General features: G+C 69.2%; 17 protein-coding genes. 6 read left to right on the top strand and 11 right to left on the bottom strand.

The features are described 5' to 3' along the window. Positions 1 to 6: 6 nt before the first annotated feature. The gene (locus NZH93_RS39350) at positions 7 to 1,299 is read right to left on the bottom strand and encodes an ATP-binding protein (protein WP_259628406.1); all 1,293 of its coding nucleotides are present in this window, start codon (positions 1,297 to 1,299) and stop codon (positions 7 to 9) included. A gap of 401 nt (positions 1,300 to 1,700) precedes the next feature. On the opposite strand from NZH93_RS39350, the gene NZH93_RS39345 reads away from it, so the two are divergent. Together NZH93_RS39345 and NZH93_RS39340 are read left to right on the top strand one after the other, a co-directional pair. Beyond that, positions 1,701 to 3,236: an FAD-binding protein gene (locus NZH93_RS39345; RefSeq protein WP_259628405.1), complete on the top strand. Its 1,536-nt coding sequence runs from the start codon at positions 1,701 to 1,703 to the stop codon at positions 3,234 to 3,236. Between the two features lie 54 nt (positions 3,237 to 3,290). Next, a complete protein-coding gene (locus NZH93_RS39340; protein ID WP_259628404.1) occupies positions 3,291 to 5,759 on the top strand; it encodes an ATP-binding protein in 2,469 nt (822 codons plus the stop codon). Positions 5,760 to 5,803: 44 nt separating this feature from the next. Here NZH93_RS39340 and NZH93_RS39335 read toward each other — a convergent pair whose 3' ends face one another. The 3 genes from NZH93_RS39335 to NZH93_RS39325 all read right to left on the bottom strand — a co-directional run bounded on the left by NZH93_RS39335 (position 5,804) and on the right by NZH93_RS39325 (position 7,546). Continuing rightward, the gene (locus NZH93_RS39335; RefSeq protein WP_259628403.1) at positions 5,804 to 6,454 is read right to left on the bottom strand and encodes a 4a-hydroxytetrahydrobiopterin dehydratase family protein; all 651 of its coding nucleotides are present in this window, start codon (positions 6,452 to 6,454) and stop codon (positions 5,804 to 5,806) included. Positions 6,455 to 6,599: 145 nt separating this feature from the next. Beyond that, on the bottom strand, positions 6,600 to 7,073 hold the full coding sequence (locus NZH93_RS39330) for a TY-Chap domain-containing protein (protein WP_259628402.1): 474 nt from the start codon (positions 7,071 to 7,073) through the stop codon (positions 6,600 to 6,602). Further along, entirely contained in the window at positions 7,070 to 7,546 is a 477-nt protein-coding gene (locus NZH93_RS39325; protein ID WP_259628401.1) for a DUF6301 family protein, read from the bottom strand. Before NZH93_RS39325 ends, NZH93_RS39330 begins: the two co-directional genes overlap by 4 nt. A gap of 123 nt (positions 7,547 to 7,669) precedes the next feature. On the opposite strand from NZH93_RS39325, the gene NZH93_RS39320 reads away from it, so the two are divergent. Then, on the top strand, positions 7,670 to 9,019 hold the full coding sequence (locus tag NZH93_RS39320; RefSeq protein WP_259628400.1) for an alpha/beta fold hydrolase: 1,350 nt from the start codon (positions 7,670 to 7,672) through the stop codon (positions 9,017 to 9,019). A gap of 137 nt (positions 9,020 to 9,156) precedes the next feature. On the opposite strand, the gene NZH93_RS39315 is transcribed toward NZH93_RS39320, so the two are convergent. From NZH93_RS39315 to NZH93_RS39305, 3 genes are all read right to left on the bottom strand, one after another. Further along, positions 9,157 to 10,245, bottom strand: coding sequence for a TolB family protein (locus NZH93_RS39315; protein ID WP_259628399.1), 1,089 nt, complete (start codon positions 10,243 to 10,245; stop codon positions 9,157 to 9,159). Positions 10,246 to 10,602: 357 nt separating this feature from the next. Further along, positions 10,603 to 11,019 carry a putative quinol monooxygenase gene (locus NZH93_RS39310; protein ID WP_259628398.1) on the bottom strand — a complete coding sequence of 139 codons (417 nt, stop codon included), beginning with the start codon at positions 11,017 to 11,019 and terminating at the stop codon, positions 10,603 to 10,605. A 205-nt stretch (positions 11,020 to 11,224) separates the two neighbouring features. Next, entirely contained in the window at positions 11,225 to 11,821 is a 597-nt protein-coding gene (locus NZH93_RS39305; protein WP_259628397.1) for a TetR/AcrR family transcriptional regulator, read from the bottom strand. Between the two features lie 117 nt (positions 11,822 to 11,938). Here NZH93_RS39305 and NZH93_RS51035 point away from each other — a divergent pair, with 117 nt between their 5' ends. Further along, positions 11,939 to 12,949 carry a nuclear transport factor 2 family protein gene (locus tag NZH93_RS51035; protein ID WP_259628396.1) on the top strand — a complete coding sequence of 337 codons (1,011 nt, stop codon included), beginning with the start codon at positions 11,939 to 11,941 and terminating at the stop codon, positions 12,947 to 12,949. 81 nt (positions 12,950 to 13,030) lie between these two features. Here NZH93_RS51035 and NZH93_RS39295 read toward each other — a convergent pair whose 3' ends face one another. The 3 genes from NZH93_RS39295 to NZH93_RS39285 form a co-directional block, all read right to left on the bottom strand. Next, positions 13,031 to 15,271: a molybdopterin-dependent oxidoreductase gene (locus tag NZH93_RS39295; RefSeq protein WP_259628395.1), complete on the bottom strand. Its 2,241-nt coding sequence runs from the start codon at positions 15,269 to 15,271 to the stop codon at positions 13,031 to 13,033. Between the two features lie 12 nt (positions 15,272 to 15,283). Beyond that, entirely contained in the window at positions 15,284 to 15,862 is a 579-nt protein-coding gene (locus NZH93_RS39290; protein ID WP_259628394.1) for a TetR/AcrR family transcriptional regulator, read from the bottom strand. A 67-nt stretch (positions 15,863 to 15,929) separates the two neighbouring features. Next, the gene (locus NZH93_RS39285; protein ID WP_259628393.1) at positions 15,930 to 16,328 is read right to left on the bottom strand and encodes an SRPBCC domain-containing protein; all 399 of its coding nucleotides are present in this window, start codon (positions 16,326 to 16,328) and stop codon (positions 15,930 to 15,932) included. A 58-nt stretch (positions 16,329 to 16,386) separates the two neighbouring features. Here NZH93_RS39285 and NZH93_RS39280 point away from each other — a divergent pair, with 58 nt between their 5' ends. Then, on the top strand, positions 16,387 to 16,992 hold the full coding sequence (locus NZH93_RS39280; protein WP_259628392.1) for a CGNR zinc finger domain-containing protein: 606 nt from the start codon (positions 16,387 to 16,389) through the stop codon (positions 16,990 to 16,992). Here NZH93_RS39280 and NZH93_RS39275 read toward each other — a convergent pair. Then, positions 16,965 to 17,498 carry a MarR family winged helix-turn-helix transcriptional regulator gene (locus NZH93_RS39275; protein ID WP_259628391.1) on the bottom strand — a complete coding sequence of 178 codons (534 nt, stop codon included), beginning with the start codon at positions 17,496 to 17,498 and terminating at the stop codon, positions 16,965 to 16,967. The two genes, NZH93_RS39280 and NZH93_RS39275, sit on opposite strands and share 28 nt — an antisense overlap. A gap of 63 nt (positions 17,499 to 17,561) precedes the next feature. Between NZH93_RS39275 and NZH93_RS39270 the strand changes: the two genes are divergently transcribed. Further along, positions 17,562 to 18,755 (top strand): FAD-dependent oxidoreductase, encoded by a 1,194-nt coding sequence (locus NZH93_RS39270; RefSeq protein WP_259628390.1) that lies wholly within the window; start codon positions 17,562 to 17,564, stop codon positions 18,753 to 18,755. Positions 18,756 to 18,799: the final 44 nt, after the last annotated feature.

The following is an 18,799-nucleotide window of genomic DNA, read 5'->3' as shown; positions in this document are numbered from 1 at the left end:
TCGGCATCATGGTTGGCGGTCCTCCGTTGGCTGGTCACCGAGGTTCCCGGCGAGTGGTCGTTCGGTCGCGACCGCGGCACTGGCCCGTTGCCACGACCTGATGGCCGATGCCGTCCGCTCGGCGCTCTGCGGCACCTCCTGCCGCGAGGCCGGAGAAACTTCGGGTACCGGCGTGCTCGCGGGCGGCGGGACGTGTCTGCGCCGCATGGGCAGTCCGTTGGGCGTCGTGCCGTTCGCCGGGGTCGACGTGCCGGGCGCGTCCCGCACCCTCGTCTTGGGCACCGGCGCGCTCACCTCGGCCTTGACGAGCAGCGTGTTGGGCACGAACACCACGGCGCGCACCCCGCCGTACGGCGAGTTGGTGTCGACGGAGACCTGGAAGCCGTACTTGGCGACCAGCACCCCGCACACCGCGAACCCGGTCTGCGGTGGGTTGCCCAGCCTGCGGATGTCCACCGGTTCGCGCCCGGACACCAACTTCGCCGCCCTGCCGACCTGTTCGGAGGTCATGCCCACCCCGGCGTCGTCGATGATGACCGAGACCCCGTTGTGGCCCAGTTCCGCGTGGACCCGCACCAGCGTGCCCGTCTGCGACGACCGCGCCGCGTTGTCCAGCAGTTCCGCGACCGCCAGCACCACCGGTTCCACGTGGGTGTCCACGACGGCGACCGGCAGGTCGACCCGCACCTCGATGCGCAGGTAGTCGCGGATGCGCGACACCGCGCCCCGCACGACGTCGGAGAGTTCGGAGGCCGAGCGCTGCGTGCCCGGCCACGCGCCGCACAGCACGGCGAGGACCTGCGCGCGGCGCCCGAGCTGGGAATTGGCGTGGTCGATGCGCAGCAGTCCCTCCAGCACCGCGGGGTCGTTGTGCTTGGCCTGCATGCCGGACACCGCGACCTGCTGCTCGGCGGCGAGGCTCTGCACGGCGGCGGCCATGCCCCGCACCGTCTCCTTGGCCTCGTCGCTGGACCGCTGGTGGGCACCTGCCTCGGAGGCGCCCACCATCACGACCAAGGCCTCGCACAGCTCCCCGAAACGCGTGCTCCGCAGTTCCGGATGGCGTGCCGCGGGCACCTCGACGTCCGCTCCGCCCGCACGGTCGACCTCCGCGGGAAGGCGGTTGCCGAGGAGGTTCTCCAACTCCTCGTCCCGCAGGGAGACGTCCCGCTCGGCCGATCGGATCCGCCGCCGCTGCACGGTCGTGACGTGTCTCTGACGGACCAGCAACACCAACAGGACGACCAGCAGCACCGCGGACAATCCCCACAGCTCGGTCGCGGTGGACCGGGTCAACACGTCACGTCCTTCGGAAACCTGTCTCACGTCGAGTCTCGCGGCGAGCGACTGCACAGCACCGACTTCTCGCGGCATCGGGAACACCGCGTAATCCTTGCGGACTCCGCCGAGGTCCGCGTACGTGCTTTCCGGCCCCAGTCGATCTTCTCGTCACGTACGCCCCCGGAACGACACGTACGTCCACGGAACCGTCGTGCACGAGTTCGACCAGGACAACGCCACGCGATCGAGGTCGCAAGGCCTGTGAGGCCACGTACGTGTCGGACTCGGCGGTTTGGTCGGAGAACACGTACACACCCGGTCGCGGAGCCCGGAATCCTCCAGAGGTGCCTCCGCGCACGCCACCGGCGACCGTCCGTCCACTCGCGACACCCGCCGTCCGATCACCACGAGGAGACCTTGTGCCCGCTTCCGCCACCCCGACCGAGGTCGGTCACGTCGTCGGCGTCACGTTCGACCCGCTCCGCCGCAGGTGGGTGTTCGTCACGGACACCGCGGGCGGCCCGGTGGTGCCGACACCGGACCTGGCGGGGTCGCTGCTGATGTCGGAGGCGGTGCTCGACGAGCACAGCGGGGACATGGGCAACATCGTGTTCGGCAGGCCGGGAGCGGTCCTGCGTCCCCGCCGGGTCGAGGACATCGCCGCCATGATCGCCTTCTGCGCGCGGCACCGGATCACCGTCGCCGCCCGCGGCGCCAAGCACACGGTCTACGGCCAGGGGCTCGTGCCCGAGGGGCTGGTCGTCGACATGAGCTTCCTGCACGGGATCCACACCGTCGGTGAGGACTTCGTCGACGTGGACGCCGGTGTGCTGTGGCACGACCTGGTCGTCGAAGCCGCGGACCGAGGGGTGCGCTTCCCCGCGCTGACGCACTTCCTGGGGCTGACCGTCGGCGGAACCCTCAGCGTCGGCGGCATCTCCGCGGCCTACCGGTACGGCGGGCAGGTCGAACTGGTCCGGGAGATGCAGGTCGTCACCGGACGTGGCGACGTCGTGTGGTGCTCGCGGCAGCAGCACCCGGACCTGTTCGCGGCGGCGCTGGGCGGCCTCGGCCAGGTCGGGATCATCACCAGGGTCCGCCTGGAGATGGTCGCGGTCCCGGACGTGGTCCACACGCACGAGTTGGTGTTCGGAGCCGACCGCGTCGGTGACGCGTTCGCGGCGATGCGCACGCTGATGGACAGGCGCGAGGTCGACGAGGTGTTCCTCTGGGTGTGGCCGCCCACCGGGGCCGACGGCCCGGAGTTCCGGGTGCACGTGGCCCGGTTCCACGACCGCGGCACGACCGACGACCCGCAGGTGCTGCGAGACCTGCCTGCGGCCGACCGCCACACGCGGGGCGAGCACGACTACCTGTCCTTCGCACTGGCCCACGACACGATGTTCGAGCAGGTCCGCCGGGACGGCGTCTGGGACCGGCTCAAGAAACCCTGGTTCGACGTGTTCGTGACCGACGAGGACGTCGAGCACCACATGGCGGCGCTCGTGCGGTCGATGTCGCCGGAGGACTGGTCACCGGGCACCGGGTTCGTGCTGGCCTTCCCCCACGACGCCGACCGGTTCACGGCGCCGCGCCTGCGGGTGCCGAAGCGGACCGGGCGCGTGTGGCTCTGCGACGCGCTGACGACCAGCAGCGCGGACACCGGGGCACCGGCGACGTTCAGCACCCGCGCCCTGGCCCGCAACGCCGTGTGGGAGCAGCGGTTCGGCGTCACCCCCGCCGCGGCTCCCGACGCCGGTGAGGACGGTCGTCCGGGCTCGGACGACTGCGAGGACAGCTTCATCTACCCCATCGGTGCCAAGGAGTGGACCGCGCGGGCGTGGCGCAGGCACTACGGCGAGACCTGGCCCGACGTGGTCGCGGGGAAGCACCGCTTCGACCCGGAGCTGATCCTCACCCCCGGACCGGGCATGGTGGTCGACGCGCGCGGTTGAATGGACCCCGTCGAGGAGAACAAGGCAGTGGTCGTGGCAGGTGGAAGCGGGACGATGAGGCGGAACCCGACGAGGTCCGGTGCCGCGCTGTCGCGGCTCGTCGGTCGTGACGAGGCCGTGGCGGAGGTGCTCGAAGCGCTGCGGGAGGTCGACGCGGACGGCAGACCCGCCAAGCGGCTGATCACCCTGGGCGGCCCGTCGGGCATCGGCAAGACCCGCATGGCGCAGGAGGTCATGGCCGTCGTGGGCGCGCGAGGACGCCGAACCGCTTTCGTCTACCTCGCCGACCTCGACGAGGCGCAGGACCACACACCGCAGCGGGGCGACCTCGACCTCGACACCATCGCCCGCAAGACCCAGGAAGCATTGGGCATCACCGACGTGTCCTCCCAGGACCCGGTCGACGTCCTGGTCACGCACCTGGCGCGGCAGCCGTTCGACCCCGACGCGGACGGACTTGGCGGCCTGCCGGGGGAGGAGGACCTCGTGGGCCCGCTGCTGGTCCTGGACAACTGCGAGAAGGTGCGCGACGCCGTCGGGGACCTGGCCGCGATCCTGCTGTCCGAGGCCCCTTCGCTGCAAATCCTCGCCACGTCCAAGATGGAGGTGGGGCTGCCGCTGGAACTCCTGATCCCCCTCGCGCCGCTGTCGATCCCCGGTGAACACGCCGACGTCGACGACGCCTCGGAGTCCACGACCCTGCTGCTGCACCTCGTCACCGCCGCCGGCCGCGGCATCCCCCGTGAGCAGTTGCCGGACGCGCTGGACCTGGCGCGCTGGTCCGGCGGGTTGCCGTTGGTGCTGGAGTTCATCGCCGCGCGCATCAAGTCCGGCTTGCCACCCGCCGTCGTCCTGCAACGACTGGCCGGAGGCGCGCTGCTCACCAGCCGCGGTACGCGACGACCCCAGCCCCACCACAAGACGTTGCGCATGGCGCAGGACGACACCTACCTGATGTGCACCGAGTCCGAACGCGTGCTGCTGGGGCGCGTCGCGGTGTTCACCGGCGGGTGCGACCTGGAGGACGTCGAGCACGTGTGCAGCGGGGACGGGATCGACCGCGGCGAGGTCATCGACCTGCTCGGCTCGCTGGTGGACAACACCATGCTCCAGGTCGACACCGGTACCGGCCGCTACCGCATGCTCCCGCCGACCCGCGACTACGCGCTGAGCAAGCTCCGGGAGCGCGGGGACGAACCGCGGATACGCGGCGTGCACGCCCGGCACTTCAGCCACCTGGCCCGGCTGGCCGCCGACACCTGGCTGACCCCCGGCGACGGGCCGGACGAGGTCGCGTGGCTGGCCCTCGCCGCGCGCGAACTGGACAACTTCCGCAGTGCCATGGCCTGGCTGCGGGACAACGACGAGCCGGAACTCGGCCTGGAGATCGCGCTGAACCTGGCCCGGCTGCGCTTCTGGTGGTTCTCCGGCCTGCTGCCCGAAGGGGGCACCTGGCTCAAGCGGCTGATGGAGCGGTGCCCTCCGGACGCGGGCCCGCTCCTCGTGTCCGCCACGGCGATGCGGGGCTGGATCCTGCTGTGCCAGGGCGACCACGAGGAAGCCGCGAGCATGCGCGACAACTGCCGTGACCTGGTCTCGGCGCTCGGGCTGTCGGACCGTCCTCCCGCCGCCGCGGACTTCGTCGAGGGCGCCTACGGGCTGCTCGCCCGCGGCGAGCCGGAGTCCCTCGTCCTGTTACGGCGCGCGGTCGAGAAGTACACGGCGGCGGCAGGTCCCGCGGCACACCTCACCGGTGACAAGCACCAGGCCACCCTCGTGCTCAGCCTGGGCGCGGGCCTGATCGGCAGCGACGAACGTGAAGCGGAATCCACCGCCCGGCGGTGCATGACCGAGGCGCACGAGGGCGGCGCGCAGTGGGCGGAGAGCTGGGCGCTGTGGGCCGCGGGGTTGGTCCCGCTGCTGTTCGGAGGCGATCCGGAGGACGCGGTGCGGCAGTTCCAGGCCGGTCTGCGGACCCAGGTCGCCCTCGGCGACAAGTGGGGGAGCGCGTGGTCCGGCACGGCCATCTACTGGGCGCTGGCCCGCACCGCGGTCCCCGAGCTGACGGCAACGCTCTACGGCGGCGCGGTCCGCCAACAGGTCAACGCGGGTTCGAAGGTCAACTACCTCATCCCGCTCCGGGACCAGACCACGATCGCCGAGCGGATGGTGATCGACAAGATCGGGCAGCGCAGCTTCACCACCCACTACGACACCGGCTGGCACCTGCCCACCGACGAGGTCTACGCCCTCGCACTGCGCCCACCCACCGGTGACACCCCGCCGACCGCTCCCCGCGCCACGGGCGGCTGGCAGGAACTCACACCTCACCAGCAGCGCATCGCCCTCCTCATCGCCCGCGGCCTGAGCAACGAGGAGATCGCGCGGGAGGTGAAGGCCACCAGACGAACCGTCGAGACCCACCTCAGCCGGGTCTACACCAAACTGCGCGTCCCCAACCGCCTGGCCCTCGCCGCGTGGGTCGTCCAGCAGACCCCTGCTCAGCCTCGACGACAGGGCTAGGTCCACGCGGTCGTCGAATCGACGGCTGGTCTTGTGCGGACGGTCTACTCGCGGCCCATCCAGGTCGCCATGTCGACCTCGTTGCCCTCGGCGTCGGCCAGCGTCCAGAACTCGGGCGCGTTCCGGTCACTCACCAGACGTCCACCCGCGGCGATCGCCGCCGCGACCCGCGCCTCGGCCTGGTCGTGCGGCACGGAGACGTCGACGTGGATCCGGTTGCGCTGCGGACGCGCGGCACCCATCCGCTGGAACCACAGCGCGGGCCCCCGGCGCCGCGGGTCGAGCAGGTCCTCGTCACCGACCTGCTCGTACCCGAGCACGGCCCGCCAGAACGGCATCACCTCCTCGGCGACGAGAGCGTCGATGGAGATCTGAACGGCCTGCACACCAGCCGGGTCGGCAATCAGGCCCAACCCGCGCGCCGCGGCCGAGATCTGCCGGGCCAGATCGACGTCACCCACGCTCTGCCCACCGAATCCCACCGGCGGCAGGCACACCGTCACACCCGACGGCCGCAGGTCGACGTCCGGCTGCCGTCCAGCGGCACCGGCCAGCCCACCGATCGCGCCCACAAGCGCGACACCCGCCGCGAACGAGGCGGCGCGAAAGTGCGCGCACGCCCCGGAAAACAACACCCGCCAGTCCTCAACGCCCTCGGCCTGGTGAAATTGCAGCGGCGAGATTCGTTCGGTCATCTATCAAATCTAGCCGGTCGATCCGCGTGGATCAGGAGGAAGCGTTGTGTCGCACCATGCTGACGAGGCACGGGATGACCCAGTTGATGACGCCGAGATCGTCACCCTCGAACAGCCGCCTGCCGTCCTGGCTCGATCTGGCGGATCAGGCAGGTCCGCCGCTGGCTACGGACGGAATGCCCGGCCACGACAGCACCAGCGGGTTCTCACCCAGGTCCCGGTTCGGCGAGGCCGCGCCGGACGGCCATTCCGCGTCGCGCCATGCCTTGTACACCAACCCATCGGGACCGGAGAGCCCGTGAACATCGCGCAACGCCACCACGCAGCGTGCCGCCATCGCGGCGTACTCCACTGTCAACGCGGGCAGCGGCAAAGAGCATGTCCAGTTCGGTGGGTCGGTTCCTGTCGGCGGCGCCCACCCAGCTTTGGCCATCCGGCTGGGATTCGCGGACGGCGCCCCCGCCGCCTCGGCGTGCAGTTCGTGCTCGCCGCCGGCGAGCTGCACGAACACCTGCGGATCGGCCCGCGAGAAGACGACCAGGAAGACCCGGTCGGACACTTCCCGCAGTGCCTCGACGAGACCGCCGCCGAACGCCTCCCAATCGGACACCCCGGTCACCGGCCTTCCGGGGTGAGGAACCGCACCATCACGGACCTCGACGACAACGTGATGGTGACCTGGGCGGGCCCCATGTCCCAGGTCGTGTCGGTGTGCCCGCGGTCGCGCCTGGTGGACGGACGCCCCAGCCGGGCCGTCCCTTCGCGCACCGCCAACGTGAAGAGGTCACCGAGGAAAGCTCTCGTCGCCGGTGTCTCCTCGGTGACCGCGTCCGCGATCCGGAAGCGCACGAACGACACGGTGTCGATGCCGGACATCGACACCGCCGGTGGTGTGAAGGCCGGGTTGACCAGGTACCCCAGCCCGTCTTCGACCTCGATCGCCCAGCCGAGACGGTCGACCGCCATCCGCTGCGCGTCTGCGCGGGACACCGGCCAGGGGACACCGGCCCAGAAGTCGACGGTCTCCCAGACCTCGGCGGGGGACATCGCAGCACTGCTCGTCGTCGTGGCCGGGCTGCGCTGCTCTGTCACGTGGACCTCCAACGCACCACCTTAAGGCAGGCTGTCATCCGAGCACGCCGGACCGCGTGTGGTCGTCCTGCGGTAGCACCGCACTGATACCGCAGGACCACCGCTAGGGGCCACCGTGGGTGGATGAGGGAGCGATTCCGTCCCGATAACTTCGAAGGCATGACCGATGTGATTTCCTTGTCTACCAAGACGAATGGGTCCATACCCGGCAGATTCCGCGTCGCCTCCGCTTGGCTCTTGGCGGTCGTAGCGGTGTTCATCGCCGTCCTGCTCTACTTCGCCGCCTTGCTCGTGACCGCACAGACGACCGAGAACGCGCCGCTGTCCTACGTCGTGGCCACACTTGTCGCACTTGTCTGCGCAATCGGCTTGGCGCGGTTGTCGGTTCGGCTCCGAGGCGGCCACAAGACGAGCCGCAAATGGTTGACCGAAGGCGTTTGCCTCACGGTGTCGCTCCTGCTGGCAGCCGGTCTGTCCTGGACCTGGTTCGGGGCACCCGCGACCTACACGCCGCTACCCGACTCACCGGCCGTCCAGTACTGGGACCTGCCGACCGGTTCCCGCATCGGCTACACCCGCACCGCCGGGACGGTGACGCACGCCGAGCCAGTGCTGCTCGTCCACGGCGGCCCCGGAGCCCCGTCCACCACGAACGACGAGTTCGCCGGCCGCCTCGCCGCCGCCGGATTCGCCGTCTACACCTACCAACAGGTCGGCGCAGGCCAGTCGAGCCGACTCGATCCCAAGGACTACACGATCGACCGGCACATCGCTGACCTGGAAGCGATCCGGCAGAAGTTGGCGGCCCCGAAGGTGGTGCTGATCGGCTCGTCCTGGGGCGGGCAACTCACCGCTCACTACATGGCCGCGCACCCGGACAACGTCGCGAAGGCGGTCGTCGCGAGTCCCGGAGCCATGTCCAGCGACTCGTTCAGCGACGGCAGCCTCACCCCGACCGGCAACAGCGACCAGAGCGGCCAGTTCGCGAAGCACACCCGGTTCGCGGCCACGTTCTTCCTGGCCCAGGTGGGCGGATTGCGCGCGGCCCGGACGTTGATGCCGGCCGACACGGCGGACGGGCTCTACCAACAATTCGTGCACAGCCTCAACATGAGTGCCGGGTGCCCCGATACCGCCGAGGCCGACCGATCCGCCGACTCCACCGCCGGGTACAGCCTCTGGGTCAACGTCGCCACCCTCGCCTCGGCGTCGAAGGCCGCCGACCCCCGGCCCGCGTTGCGCCACAACAGCACCCCCGTGCTGGTCCTGCGCGCGCAGTGCGACTACCTCCGCTGGGAGGTGACCCGCGAATACCGCGACACGTTCCCTCAATCGACGATGCTGACCATCGACGGCGCCGGACACACCGCTCTGGCCGACAAGCCTGCCGAGACCGGCGCGGCCGTTGCCGCCTTCCTCACCGGAGAATCCTTGCCCGCCAAGCCGTACATCGCGGCAGAAGCCCCTTGGTAACGCGGTAGCCCCACCCTGTGATCGAACGGTCAGGCAGAGCGTCGTGGGCCCCGGTGCTGCGCGGTGGGGAGTTCACCGCGCAGCACCGGGGTGGGGTGGTGGTCCCGCCCGCAGTGGTGTCACGAGAGGTCGGGCTGTTATTTCTTCTTCAGCAGGTAGACGTTGCCGTTGCCGTCCGCGTCACTGTTGAAGATCAGGTCCGTGTCGTTGATGAACGCGGCGTGCGGGTGCACTGATTCCGAGGCGGAAGAGCTCCGGTGCTTGAACATCTTCACGGTGTCGACCTTGTTCGTGCCCGGCCTGATGTAGTAGTAGAAAATGTAAGGCGTTTCGCCGCCCCCATCTCCTTCGATGATCGTCTGGGCCGGGTTCATGGCGAAGTGGTTGCTGTACTCCCGGATGTCGTAGCTGAAGAACCGCTCCTTGCGGATGTTGTAGGTCACCACCTGTTCCGGCGTGTCACCCTGCTCCCGCTGCGCGAAAGCGGCATCCCGGCCATTGGCCTGCCAGAACGGGTGCACGCCGTGATCGTTCGAATCGGTCAGGAGTGTCTTCTTCTTGGTCCCGATGTCGACGAGACCGATCTGGTTCTCGCCGTACACGTGGAAGAGGAGCGTGTCCCCGTGCACCGGGTTGATCAGCACGTGGTCGACTTTCCCGTCGATCTTCTTGACCGTTTCGAGGTCTCCTGACCTCACGTCGATCGTGACGAGCGAGGAACGGTTCTCGTCCTCGTCGTACAGGGACGAGACGATCGTCTTCCCGTCGGATGTCAGGGCGACGATGCCCTTGACGTCGTACTTGTCCGACACGGTGCGGATCTTCTTCTCCTCGTACGGGGCGCGCAGGCTGACCCTGGTGAACGTCCGGTTCTCGACGAAGAACGCCTCTTCGGTCTCCGGCGAGACGTTGGCGTGGTCGCCGTCGATGTCGTCGGAATCCGTGAGCTGCACGAACCTGCCGTTGTCGAGTGACATGAGGTAGAGGTTCTCGTGGTCGTCGTCCCGGGTCGACATGAACACGACGGAATTGAGCGAAGGAACGTAGGGATCCACGTCGAGGTACATCTTGTTGTCGAGCGCCTTGGAGGTGGTGAGCTGAACCACCTTGTAATCGCCGTCCATGGCCGGAATAGTTTTCCACTCCGCCTCGAATCGTGCGCCCTTTCCGGAAGCGGATACAGATTCTTCCGCAACGGCCGTGTAGGAAGATCCGAGCATGCTCATGCAAAGGAGAATGGCTAAAGCTGATTTCACGAGGACAACCTTCCCGAGCTGAGTGCGAGAGGCGCGCCGTTGTCCACTATAGAAATCGGTGTACCGCTCCACAATGGATTTAACCTCACCCTTTCGGGTGGAGTGAAAGCGAGGCTGTCTCACAATCCGCGTCATCAGACTTGCCGCCGATATATGGGCCTGATTTGGAATAGATTGGGTTTTCCGCTGTGAAGGTGCACTCGGGAAATCGGCAAAGTTGTGCATTACTGCCGGTCAGGGGATGAATTCCAAGTGAGGTGGTTGGTCGAATGGGCCGCCGTATTGCGCACTGGGCGCCTGTCTGTTCGCCGACGCGGTGGCACCACGTCACTTGATGGTGCGCAGTACTGCGGTCTTGGGGGGCTCGCGGAGCATCGAGGTCGCCTCGGCCAGGTTCCCCGCGGCGGCGTCCGCCATGTGCTGCCGGAACGCCTCCATGTTCTCCCACTCCTGCACGGCGTAGAAGGCGCCGGGGTCCTCGGGGGCCTCGTACTCGTGCGAACCGAGGAATCCGGGCTTCTCGGAGGTGTTGATGGCGTGCAGCAGGCCATCGCGGGCCTCCTGCTCCTGGCCCGGCTTCGCGTGGATCTCGATCAGGACGGTCACCGTGTCCGGGTTCTTGTCCTGCGCCGGGGTCGTGGACGGTGCCGCTTGCTCGCCCGCGTCCGCCGCGCCGCATCCGGTGGCGGTCAGGATGGCGAGGGCGAGCAGCGCACCGGTGGCCAGCGTCTTGCGAGCGTTCATGTCTTCACCTGTTCATGGCTCGGCATCGGGCCGGGTCGTCGGATGCCCGGTCGACATAAGAAGTGTTCGCGCTTCTTACGGGCTCGACCGTACCCAGATGCGACAAGATGTGCAAACACATCTAATTTGATGGCGGCAGGGTGCAGGGAGCAGCCGTCGATCCGGTCCAGGTCAACGGGTTGGTCGGCGTGCCGCGACGTCCCGCTCAGGCGCTCCTGCCGTCGGCGCGCGTCCGCCCCGTCAGGAGGGGCAGGGTGATGTCGTCCACGATCCGGCTGATGACCTGTTCGGGCACGGGTTTCAGCGTCATCAGGACCTCGTGGCGGAAGAGGTCGAAGGGCAGGGAGATCAGGTGTGGTCGCAGGGTGGCGGCGTCCACTTCGCCGCGGTCGACGGCTCGCTGGACGATGGCCTCGGCCGCTGAACGGCGATCGCCGACGATCTGTTCGCGCAGTTGCTCCGGGTTCGTGCCCATGTCCTCGAAGTAGCCGCCCAGGAGTACCGCGGTGACGACGAGGAGGTCGATCCGGGAGTCGTTGGCCGCCCGCATCATGGCGACGAGGTCGCCGCGCAGGGTTCCGGTGTTGGGCGTCTCGGTGACGCGCTCGGTGTTCTCGTGGGCGATGGCGGCTTCGACCATGAGTGCCTTGTTGGCCCAGCGGCGGTAGATCACCGGAGTGCTCGTCCCGGCTCGTTTCGCGACCGCCTCCAGGGTGAAACCGGCGTAGCCGCGCTCTTTCAGCTCGGCCCACGCCGCACCGAGCAGGGCCTCTTCGAGGTCTTTTCCTCGCCTGCGGTGCATCCGGCTACCCCCGATGAGATGTGTTTGTGCATCTTACGTCGGCGGTGTACGGTCGGAAAAATAAGAAGTGTGATCACATCTTATATGGGTCCGAAGGATGGACAGGAGAAACGACCCGTGAACCTCGAAACCAACAAGAAGATCGTCCGCGTGGTCCTCGACGACCTCACCCGCGAAACCACCTACCGCTGCTTCGCCGACGAGTCGTCGTTCGAGGGGCACATGGTGGACTACGAGACCTCTCCCATCCGCAAGGAGAGCGCCGAGCAGCGCGAGGCCCGGCAGCACGACGCGCGTTCCGAGATGCGCCGGGCGGGCAAGGCGCTGCTGCACGTCTACCCGGACGGCAACACCCGCGCTATCAAGAGCATCACCGCCGAGGGCGACCGCGTCATCGCCGAATACCTGGTGCACGCCGGGCGCACCGTGTTCGACCTGGACGTCGAGCACAACTTCCACGTCGTCAAGGTCTTCGAGCTGAGTCGGGGCGAGGTCGTCCGGATGCGGGAGTACTGCGACTCCGCGTACCTGAACGTCCACGCCGGACCGATCGCCGAGTTCATGCACCAGGCGAAGCTCGACGACGGCGACGTGCCGCCCGCGCACTCCGCGTGGAGCAGCGACTGGTGCCTCTCGGGGCCGGAGGTGCGCCTCGAATCCGACGCGATCACGCGGGACGTCGGGTGGTTGGCGGCGAACAAGGAGATCGCGTTGGCGCTCAGCGGTAGCTGGGGTGACGAGTCGATGGCCGAGTACCTGCACGAGGACGTGTTCTTCAACAACGAGGTCGACATCGCCGTCTCGCCCTTGCTGGGCAAGGGAATCAGGGGCCGTGATCGGCTGACCGCGGCGGCGGGTCGGGCCACAGCCGCCTTCGAGGGCACGCTCACGCGCACCGTCAGGGCGGTGACGGCCGAGAACAACCGGGTCGTGGTCGAGGAGGAGTTGCACGGCACTTCCCGCCTGCGCCCGGACATCCCCTTCACGACGCGTCAGGCGAAGGTGTGCCTGCTGCGGGACGGCAGGGTCTTCCGCATTCGCCAGTACCTGGACAGCGGGTTCGTGCAGGCGTACTCCCCGGAACTGGTCGCCCACGTCTTCGAGGGCACCGAGCTGGCTGCCCGCTAGTCGACATCGTCAAGAGACTCACCCGTGAACGACGCACCCCTGCCGTTCCCACAGCCGAGGGGGAGCTGCGTGCCGAACTCGTCACCCGTGGTCCGCTCCCAGTGGTTCGAGTCGGGCCGGTACGTGCTTGTGCCACGGCGTGCCCGCCCACTCGTCGCGGTCCTCGGCGGCGGTGAGCTCGTTCGGAGCGACGCCCGTGCGCTCCTGCACGGTGAGCCCGAATCCGTTGGGCAGCGAGATGTGGCCCGACCGCATGGATTCCGTGACGTCCACGGACACGTCCGCGTTTCCCCGTCGGGTCGTGAGCCTGACCCGGTCGCCGGTCGTGACACCCAGCCGCGTCGCGTCGGTGGCGCTGATGCGCAGGCGGCCGTCGGGGTCGCGCCGTCGCCAACTGGGGTCGCGCATGATCGTATTGGCCGTGAAGGCACGCCGTTCGCCCGCGGACAGCACGAACGGCCAGTCCGGATCCTGTTGCGGGACAGCGCGGTCGCGCAACGCGGCCACCGCGGCGAGCAACTCCGGCACGTCGAGGTTGATCCGCTCGCCGGGCAGGCGCTGCCACGACGCGTCGTCCTCGTCGTGGGTGATCTCCACCCCGTGCGAGCCGTGGACGATCGCGTCGAAAAGCCGTTCCCCCGCACCGAAACCGGACCCGTAGCCCGCCTTCTCGACGCCCGCCGGGTTCTTGCGGGCGCACTCGTGCGCGGCCATCCACAGCACAGCGGCCGCGGAGGCGTCGTGGGGCAGCGTCGGCCCCAGCGTGCGGTACAGCAGGACGGACGCGAACCGCCGTTTCACCGGATCCGCGAGGATCGGGAGGAACGCCTGCGCGAACTCGGCGCGCCCTGCCGCCGCGGCAGCCCGCAGCGGCGCGTAGTCCTGCTCGGTGAGCACACCGGCGGCCTCGACGAGCCGGGCGTGGATCTCCGGTTCGGGCAGCACGCCCTCCGGTGCGGGCACGACGGGGTGTCGCAGGTGGAAGACGTTGCGCGGGAAGTCGAAGTTGAAGAAGGTGGCCTCGAACTTCTCGAACTGCGTCGGCGCGGGCAGCACGTAGTCGGCCAGGCGCGCGGTCTCGGTCATCGCGACGTCGATCACGACCACGAGCTCCAGCGCGGCGAGCGCCTCGCGCATCCGGGCCGAGTCGGCCAGGGAGTGCGCGGGGTTGGCGCTCTCGACCACCATCGCCCGGTAGCGGGCCGGGTGGTCGGTCAGGATCTCCTCGGCGATCACGTTGCACGGGACGAGGCCGCTGATGATCCGCGCGCCCGCGACCGGGCTGCGCGGGCCCTTGCCGTCGGCATACCCGCGGTCACGGCCGATCGGCACCAGGCTGGAGGGCACGTACTGGGTGCCCCGTTTGCCGAAGTTGCCGGTGAGCAACCAGACCAGCTTCTCGACGTAGCTCACCAGCGTGGAGTCGCGGTTCATCTGGACCCCGAGGTCCTCGAACACGGCGACGGAGTCCGCCTCGGCGATCCGGGCGGCGACCGAGCGCACCAACGCCTCGTCGACATCGGCGACGGCACAGTAGTCGCTGACGGGTACGCGCCGCAGGACGTCGGTGACGGCGTCGAGGCCGTCCGCGTGCTCGGCGAGCCAGTCCGCGGCGATCAGCTCCTCCTGCACGAGCACGGCGGCCAGCGCGGTCACCAGGTAGAGGTCGGTACCGGGCCGGACCTGGAGGTGGAAGTCGGCCAGTTCCGCCGTCTCGGTCCGCACGGGGTCGATCACGACCATCGACCGGGCCGGGTCCTTGGCGATGTCCTTGAGCACCGAGCGGGCGCGCGGGAAGCCGTGGGACTGGTAGGGGTTCTTGCCGATGAACAGCGCGACCTCGCAGTGCTCGAAGTCCGCGCGGATCATGGTGCCGGTCATGCGGGCGTTGACCCAGAACTCGCCGGTCTTCTCCTGGGCGAGCGCGGACGAGCGGTAACGGCCGCCGAACGCGGCCATGCTGGCGGGCGAGTACGCGCCACCGAGGTGGTTGCCCTGGCCGCCGCCACCGTAGTAGAAGATCGTCTTCCCGCCGAAGGCGTCGCGGACCTCGCCGAGACGGCTGGCGATCCCGCTGATGGCGGTGTCCCAGTCGACCTCTTCGAAGGTGCCGTCGGGCCGTCGCCGCAACGGGCGCGTGATCCGGCCGGTGTTCCCGTTCTGGTGCAGGTCGAGGCGCAGCGCCTTGTTGCAGGTGTAGCCCGCCGACGCGGGGTGGAGCTTGTCGCCGCGGATCTTGTCGAACGACCGGCCGTCCTCGCCGACCAGGATCTCGATCCCGCAGTTGCACTCGCAGAGGATGCAGGCGCTGGGCTTCCACATGAGGTCGGGCTCCTAGTCTCGTCGCTCCAGCAGGGACTTCATCTCGACCAGCACGTCGTCGAGCGGGCGCAGGTCGCGGCTAGCGCGGCAGAGGATGACCGCTCCTTCGATGGCGGAGACGACCAACGTCGCCAGCCGGTGCGCGCGCGGTGTCGCGAAACCGCTGGTGCACAGGACATCGGTGAGGCTCGCGTGCCATCGGGCGAAGATCTCGCGCACCACCTCGCCCGCGTCGGGGATGACGTCGCGGCTGTCCGACGCCATGGCCGCGACCGGGCACCCCGCCCGGTAGTCGGTCTTGGTCAGCGCCCGCTTCCAGAAGAGCACCAGACGGTCGAGCGTCTGCTGGACATCACCCCCGGACGCCGAGCCGTCGACCATGGCGGTGATGAAATCCCCGGCCTGGCGGACCGCGCCGAGGACGATCTCGTTCCTGCCTCCGGGGAAGTGGTGGTAGACCGAACCCCGCGGCGCCCCGCTGTGCGCCAGCACCGCGTCGACCGTCACGCCTGCGGCGCCGCGCTCCCGCAGCAGCAGCACGGCGCTGTCCAGCATCCGCTGCTTGGTGCCCTGCCTGCCCTGGTCCGCCATCGCTCCACACTCCCTCGAATAAGGAGTATGGCAGAGTCCATAGTCGGTGTCATGCGGGTGCGGCTGATCAGCCGCCGAGCCCGACGACGACGGCCTTCATCACGGCGCGCCAGTGTTCGCGTTGCGTGACCCGCTCGTCCGGGCCGGTGAGCCGTTCCTGGTGGAAGACCACGACCGTCTTGCCCGGACCCGCACGCCGAAGTCCTACTTGGACGGTGCTGTCGTGGTCCCAGTCCTTCGGTCGCCAGGTGAGGCGGATCTTCTCCTGCTCGTGGTAGCCGCGGATCTCACCGACGGTGCCTTCGGCCGTCTCGTACGGCGCGCCCTTCTCCGGCTCCAAGCGCACGTCGCCCAGCCATACCGCCAAACCAGGGCCGGAGAGGTAGTCCCAGACGTGCTCCAGCGGGTACGGCACCGTCTTGGACACGCCGATCTCCCAGCCCGCGTCCTTGGTCTTCCCGATCACGTCGACGCTCCCGCTGTAACCGCCTTAGCTGGTTTCATGAACCGACTATAGTGGTTACATGACTCCGGGAACAAGGCTGCTCGTCAGCGCCGAGGGCGATCGGTACCGGTTCGACCCCGGCAGCCTCAGCCTCGAACTCCTGCTGACCGGCGGACCAGGTCCGTACGAGCGCTACGAGATCGCGCACATCCCGGCAGACCTCGCCGAGTGGTTCACCGGTTCCCGGCTGGCGCTGACCGCTCCTCTGGCCATCGGCGACATCCAACTCCGGCCTGCCGAGTTCACCGCGCTCAAGGAACTCCGGAACGCGCTCTACCGCGTCGCCCCCGCCGTCGCGCACGGCGAACCCCCGTCGGACGACGACCTCACCCTGCTGAACAACGCGACCGCGGCCACCCCCAGGCCGCGCATCGACCCGGAAACGCGGCAGCTCGTCTGGGCTCCGCCGGTCACCGGCAAGCAACTCCTCGGCGCCGTCGCCCGCGACGCCATCGAACTCATCGCGGGCGGGCGGTCCGGTCGTGTCCGCGAATGTTCCGCGAGCGACTGCCACCTGCTCTTCCTCGACACCTCACGGTCGGGCAACCGCCGCTGGTGCTCGATGGAACGCTGCGGGAACCGGGCCAAGATCCGGGCCTACCGGGCGCGGACCGAAACCGCCTGACGCTGCAACTCCTGGCGATGCGAGGCAAGGCGGTCAGTGGCCTCGGTGGCGGCTCCGGCGATCTTGCTGAGGAAGGAGATGACGGTGGCCAACTCGTGGGGGTCGGCGGCGCGCAGGGTCGCGGCGATCTCGGTGCCGGCGAGGGCGAGGAACTCGTGGGCGCGTTCCCGTGCCGCGGGGACCGGTCGCAGGGTGACCCGTCGGCGATCGGCGTGCTCGCGGCTGCGGCGGATGTGACCGGCGGTCTCGAGGCGGTTGAGCAACACGGTGGTCGCGCCGGAGGTCATGCCGATCCGGCGGGAGAGTTGAGCCGGTGACAGCGGTGCGTTCGCCTCGTCGGCCCAGATGATCTGACCCAGGGCGTTGGCGTCGGAGCCGGGCAGGCGCATCCAGGTGGCCAGGTGCTGGTTCAGCTCGGCGAAGCCGACCGCCCAGTCCCGCAGGCGGTGCATCACCTCGACCTGCTGGGGCGTCCAGTCCGTCGGGAACGGGTCGGTCGTCGTCATGCAAGCTCCTTCACCAGGAAGTAGCTTCACTGTAAAGCATGAAGGTGACGCTGAGGAGCAGGGATGACGACCACACGACACGCGGTGATCTCCGGGGCGAGCATCGCCGGACTGTCGGCCGCGTTCTGGCTGCGCCGGACGGGCTGGGAGGTCACGGTGCTGGAACGCGCGCCCGCGTTCCGCGACGGCGGGCAGAACGTCGACGTGCGGGGCGTGGCCCGTGACGTGCTCGACCGGATGGGGCTGACCGACGCGGTGCGGGCGCGCAACACCACGGAAACCGGCACGGTCTTCGTCGACGCGGCGGGAAGGGTGCTCGCGGAGCTGCCGTCGGACGGGCCGAACGGCGCGACGGCCGAGCTGGAGATCCTGCGCGGTGACCTCGCCGCCGCGATCCTGGAGCGGCTGCCCGCGGGCGTGAAGATCGTCTACGGCGATCCCATCGACACCGTCGAGCAGGACGCCGGCGGTGTCACCGTGGTCACGACCTCGGGGCGAACACGGCACGCCGACCTGCTGGTCATCGCCGAAGGCGTCCGGTCCGCCACCCGCGATCGGGTCTTCGGTGCCGCGGTCGAGCGCCGTGACCTCGGCGTCGCGATGGTGTTCGGCACGGTTCCGCGCACGGCGCACGACGACGACCGGTGGCGTTGGCACACCACGGTCGGCGGGCGGCAGGTGCACCTCCGCCCCGACAACCACGGCACCACACGCGCCATCCTGGCCTACGCCGGGGGCGAAGACCTGAGTCGACTGGACCGGGCCGACGTGCTGGCCCGACTCCGCGAGCGCTACGCCGACGTCGGCTGGGAGACCCCGCGCATCCTCGACGCCTTCGCCACCACGGACGACCTCTACGTCGACCAGCTCACCCAGATCCGCATGCCCACCTGGCGCCGCGGCCGCGTGTGCGTGGCCGGGGACGCGGCCTGGTGCGTGACCCCGATGGGCGGCGGTGGCGCCTCGCTCGCGCTGGTCAGCGGGTACGTCCTCGCCGCCTGCCTGTCCGACACCGCTGACACCGACGCCGCGTTCGCCGCCTACGAGGAGTGGATGCGCCCGCTGGTCGACGACGTCCAGAACCTGCCGCGCTGGATCGTGCCGTTCGCCTACCCGCGGACACGGCTGGGCCTGTCCCTGCGTCGGCTGGTCGACAAGGCCATCACCTCGCGTCTGCTGGCACCGTTGACCGCGAAGCTCACCCAGGTCGCCGAGACCACCCGGCCGCTCCCCGCCATCACCCTCGCCCACGCCTGAGCCGCCCAGATCCGGCTCAAAGCACGTCGCCGCCCCGTCCTCCA

Source organism: Umezawaea endophytica (assembly GCF_025061645.1).
GTDB classification, from domain to species: Bacteria; Actinomycetota; Actinomycetes; order Mycobacteriales; family Pseudonocardiaceae; genus Umezawaea; species Umezawaea endophytica.
This window is presented reverse-complemented; position numbering and strand designations above follow the sequence as displayed.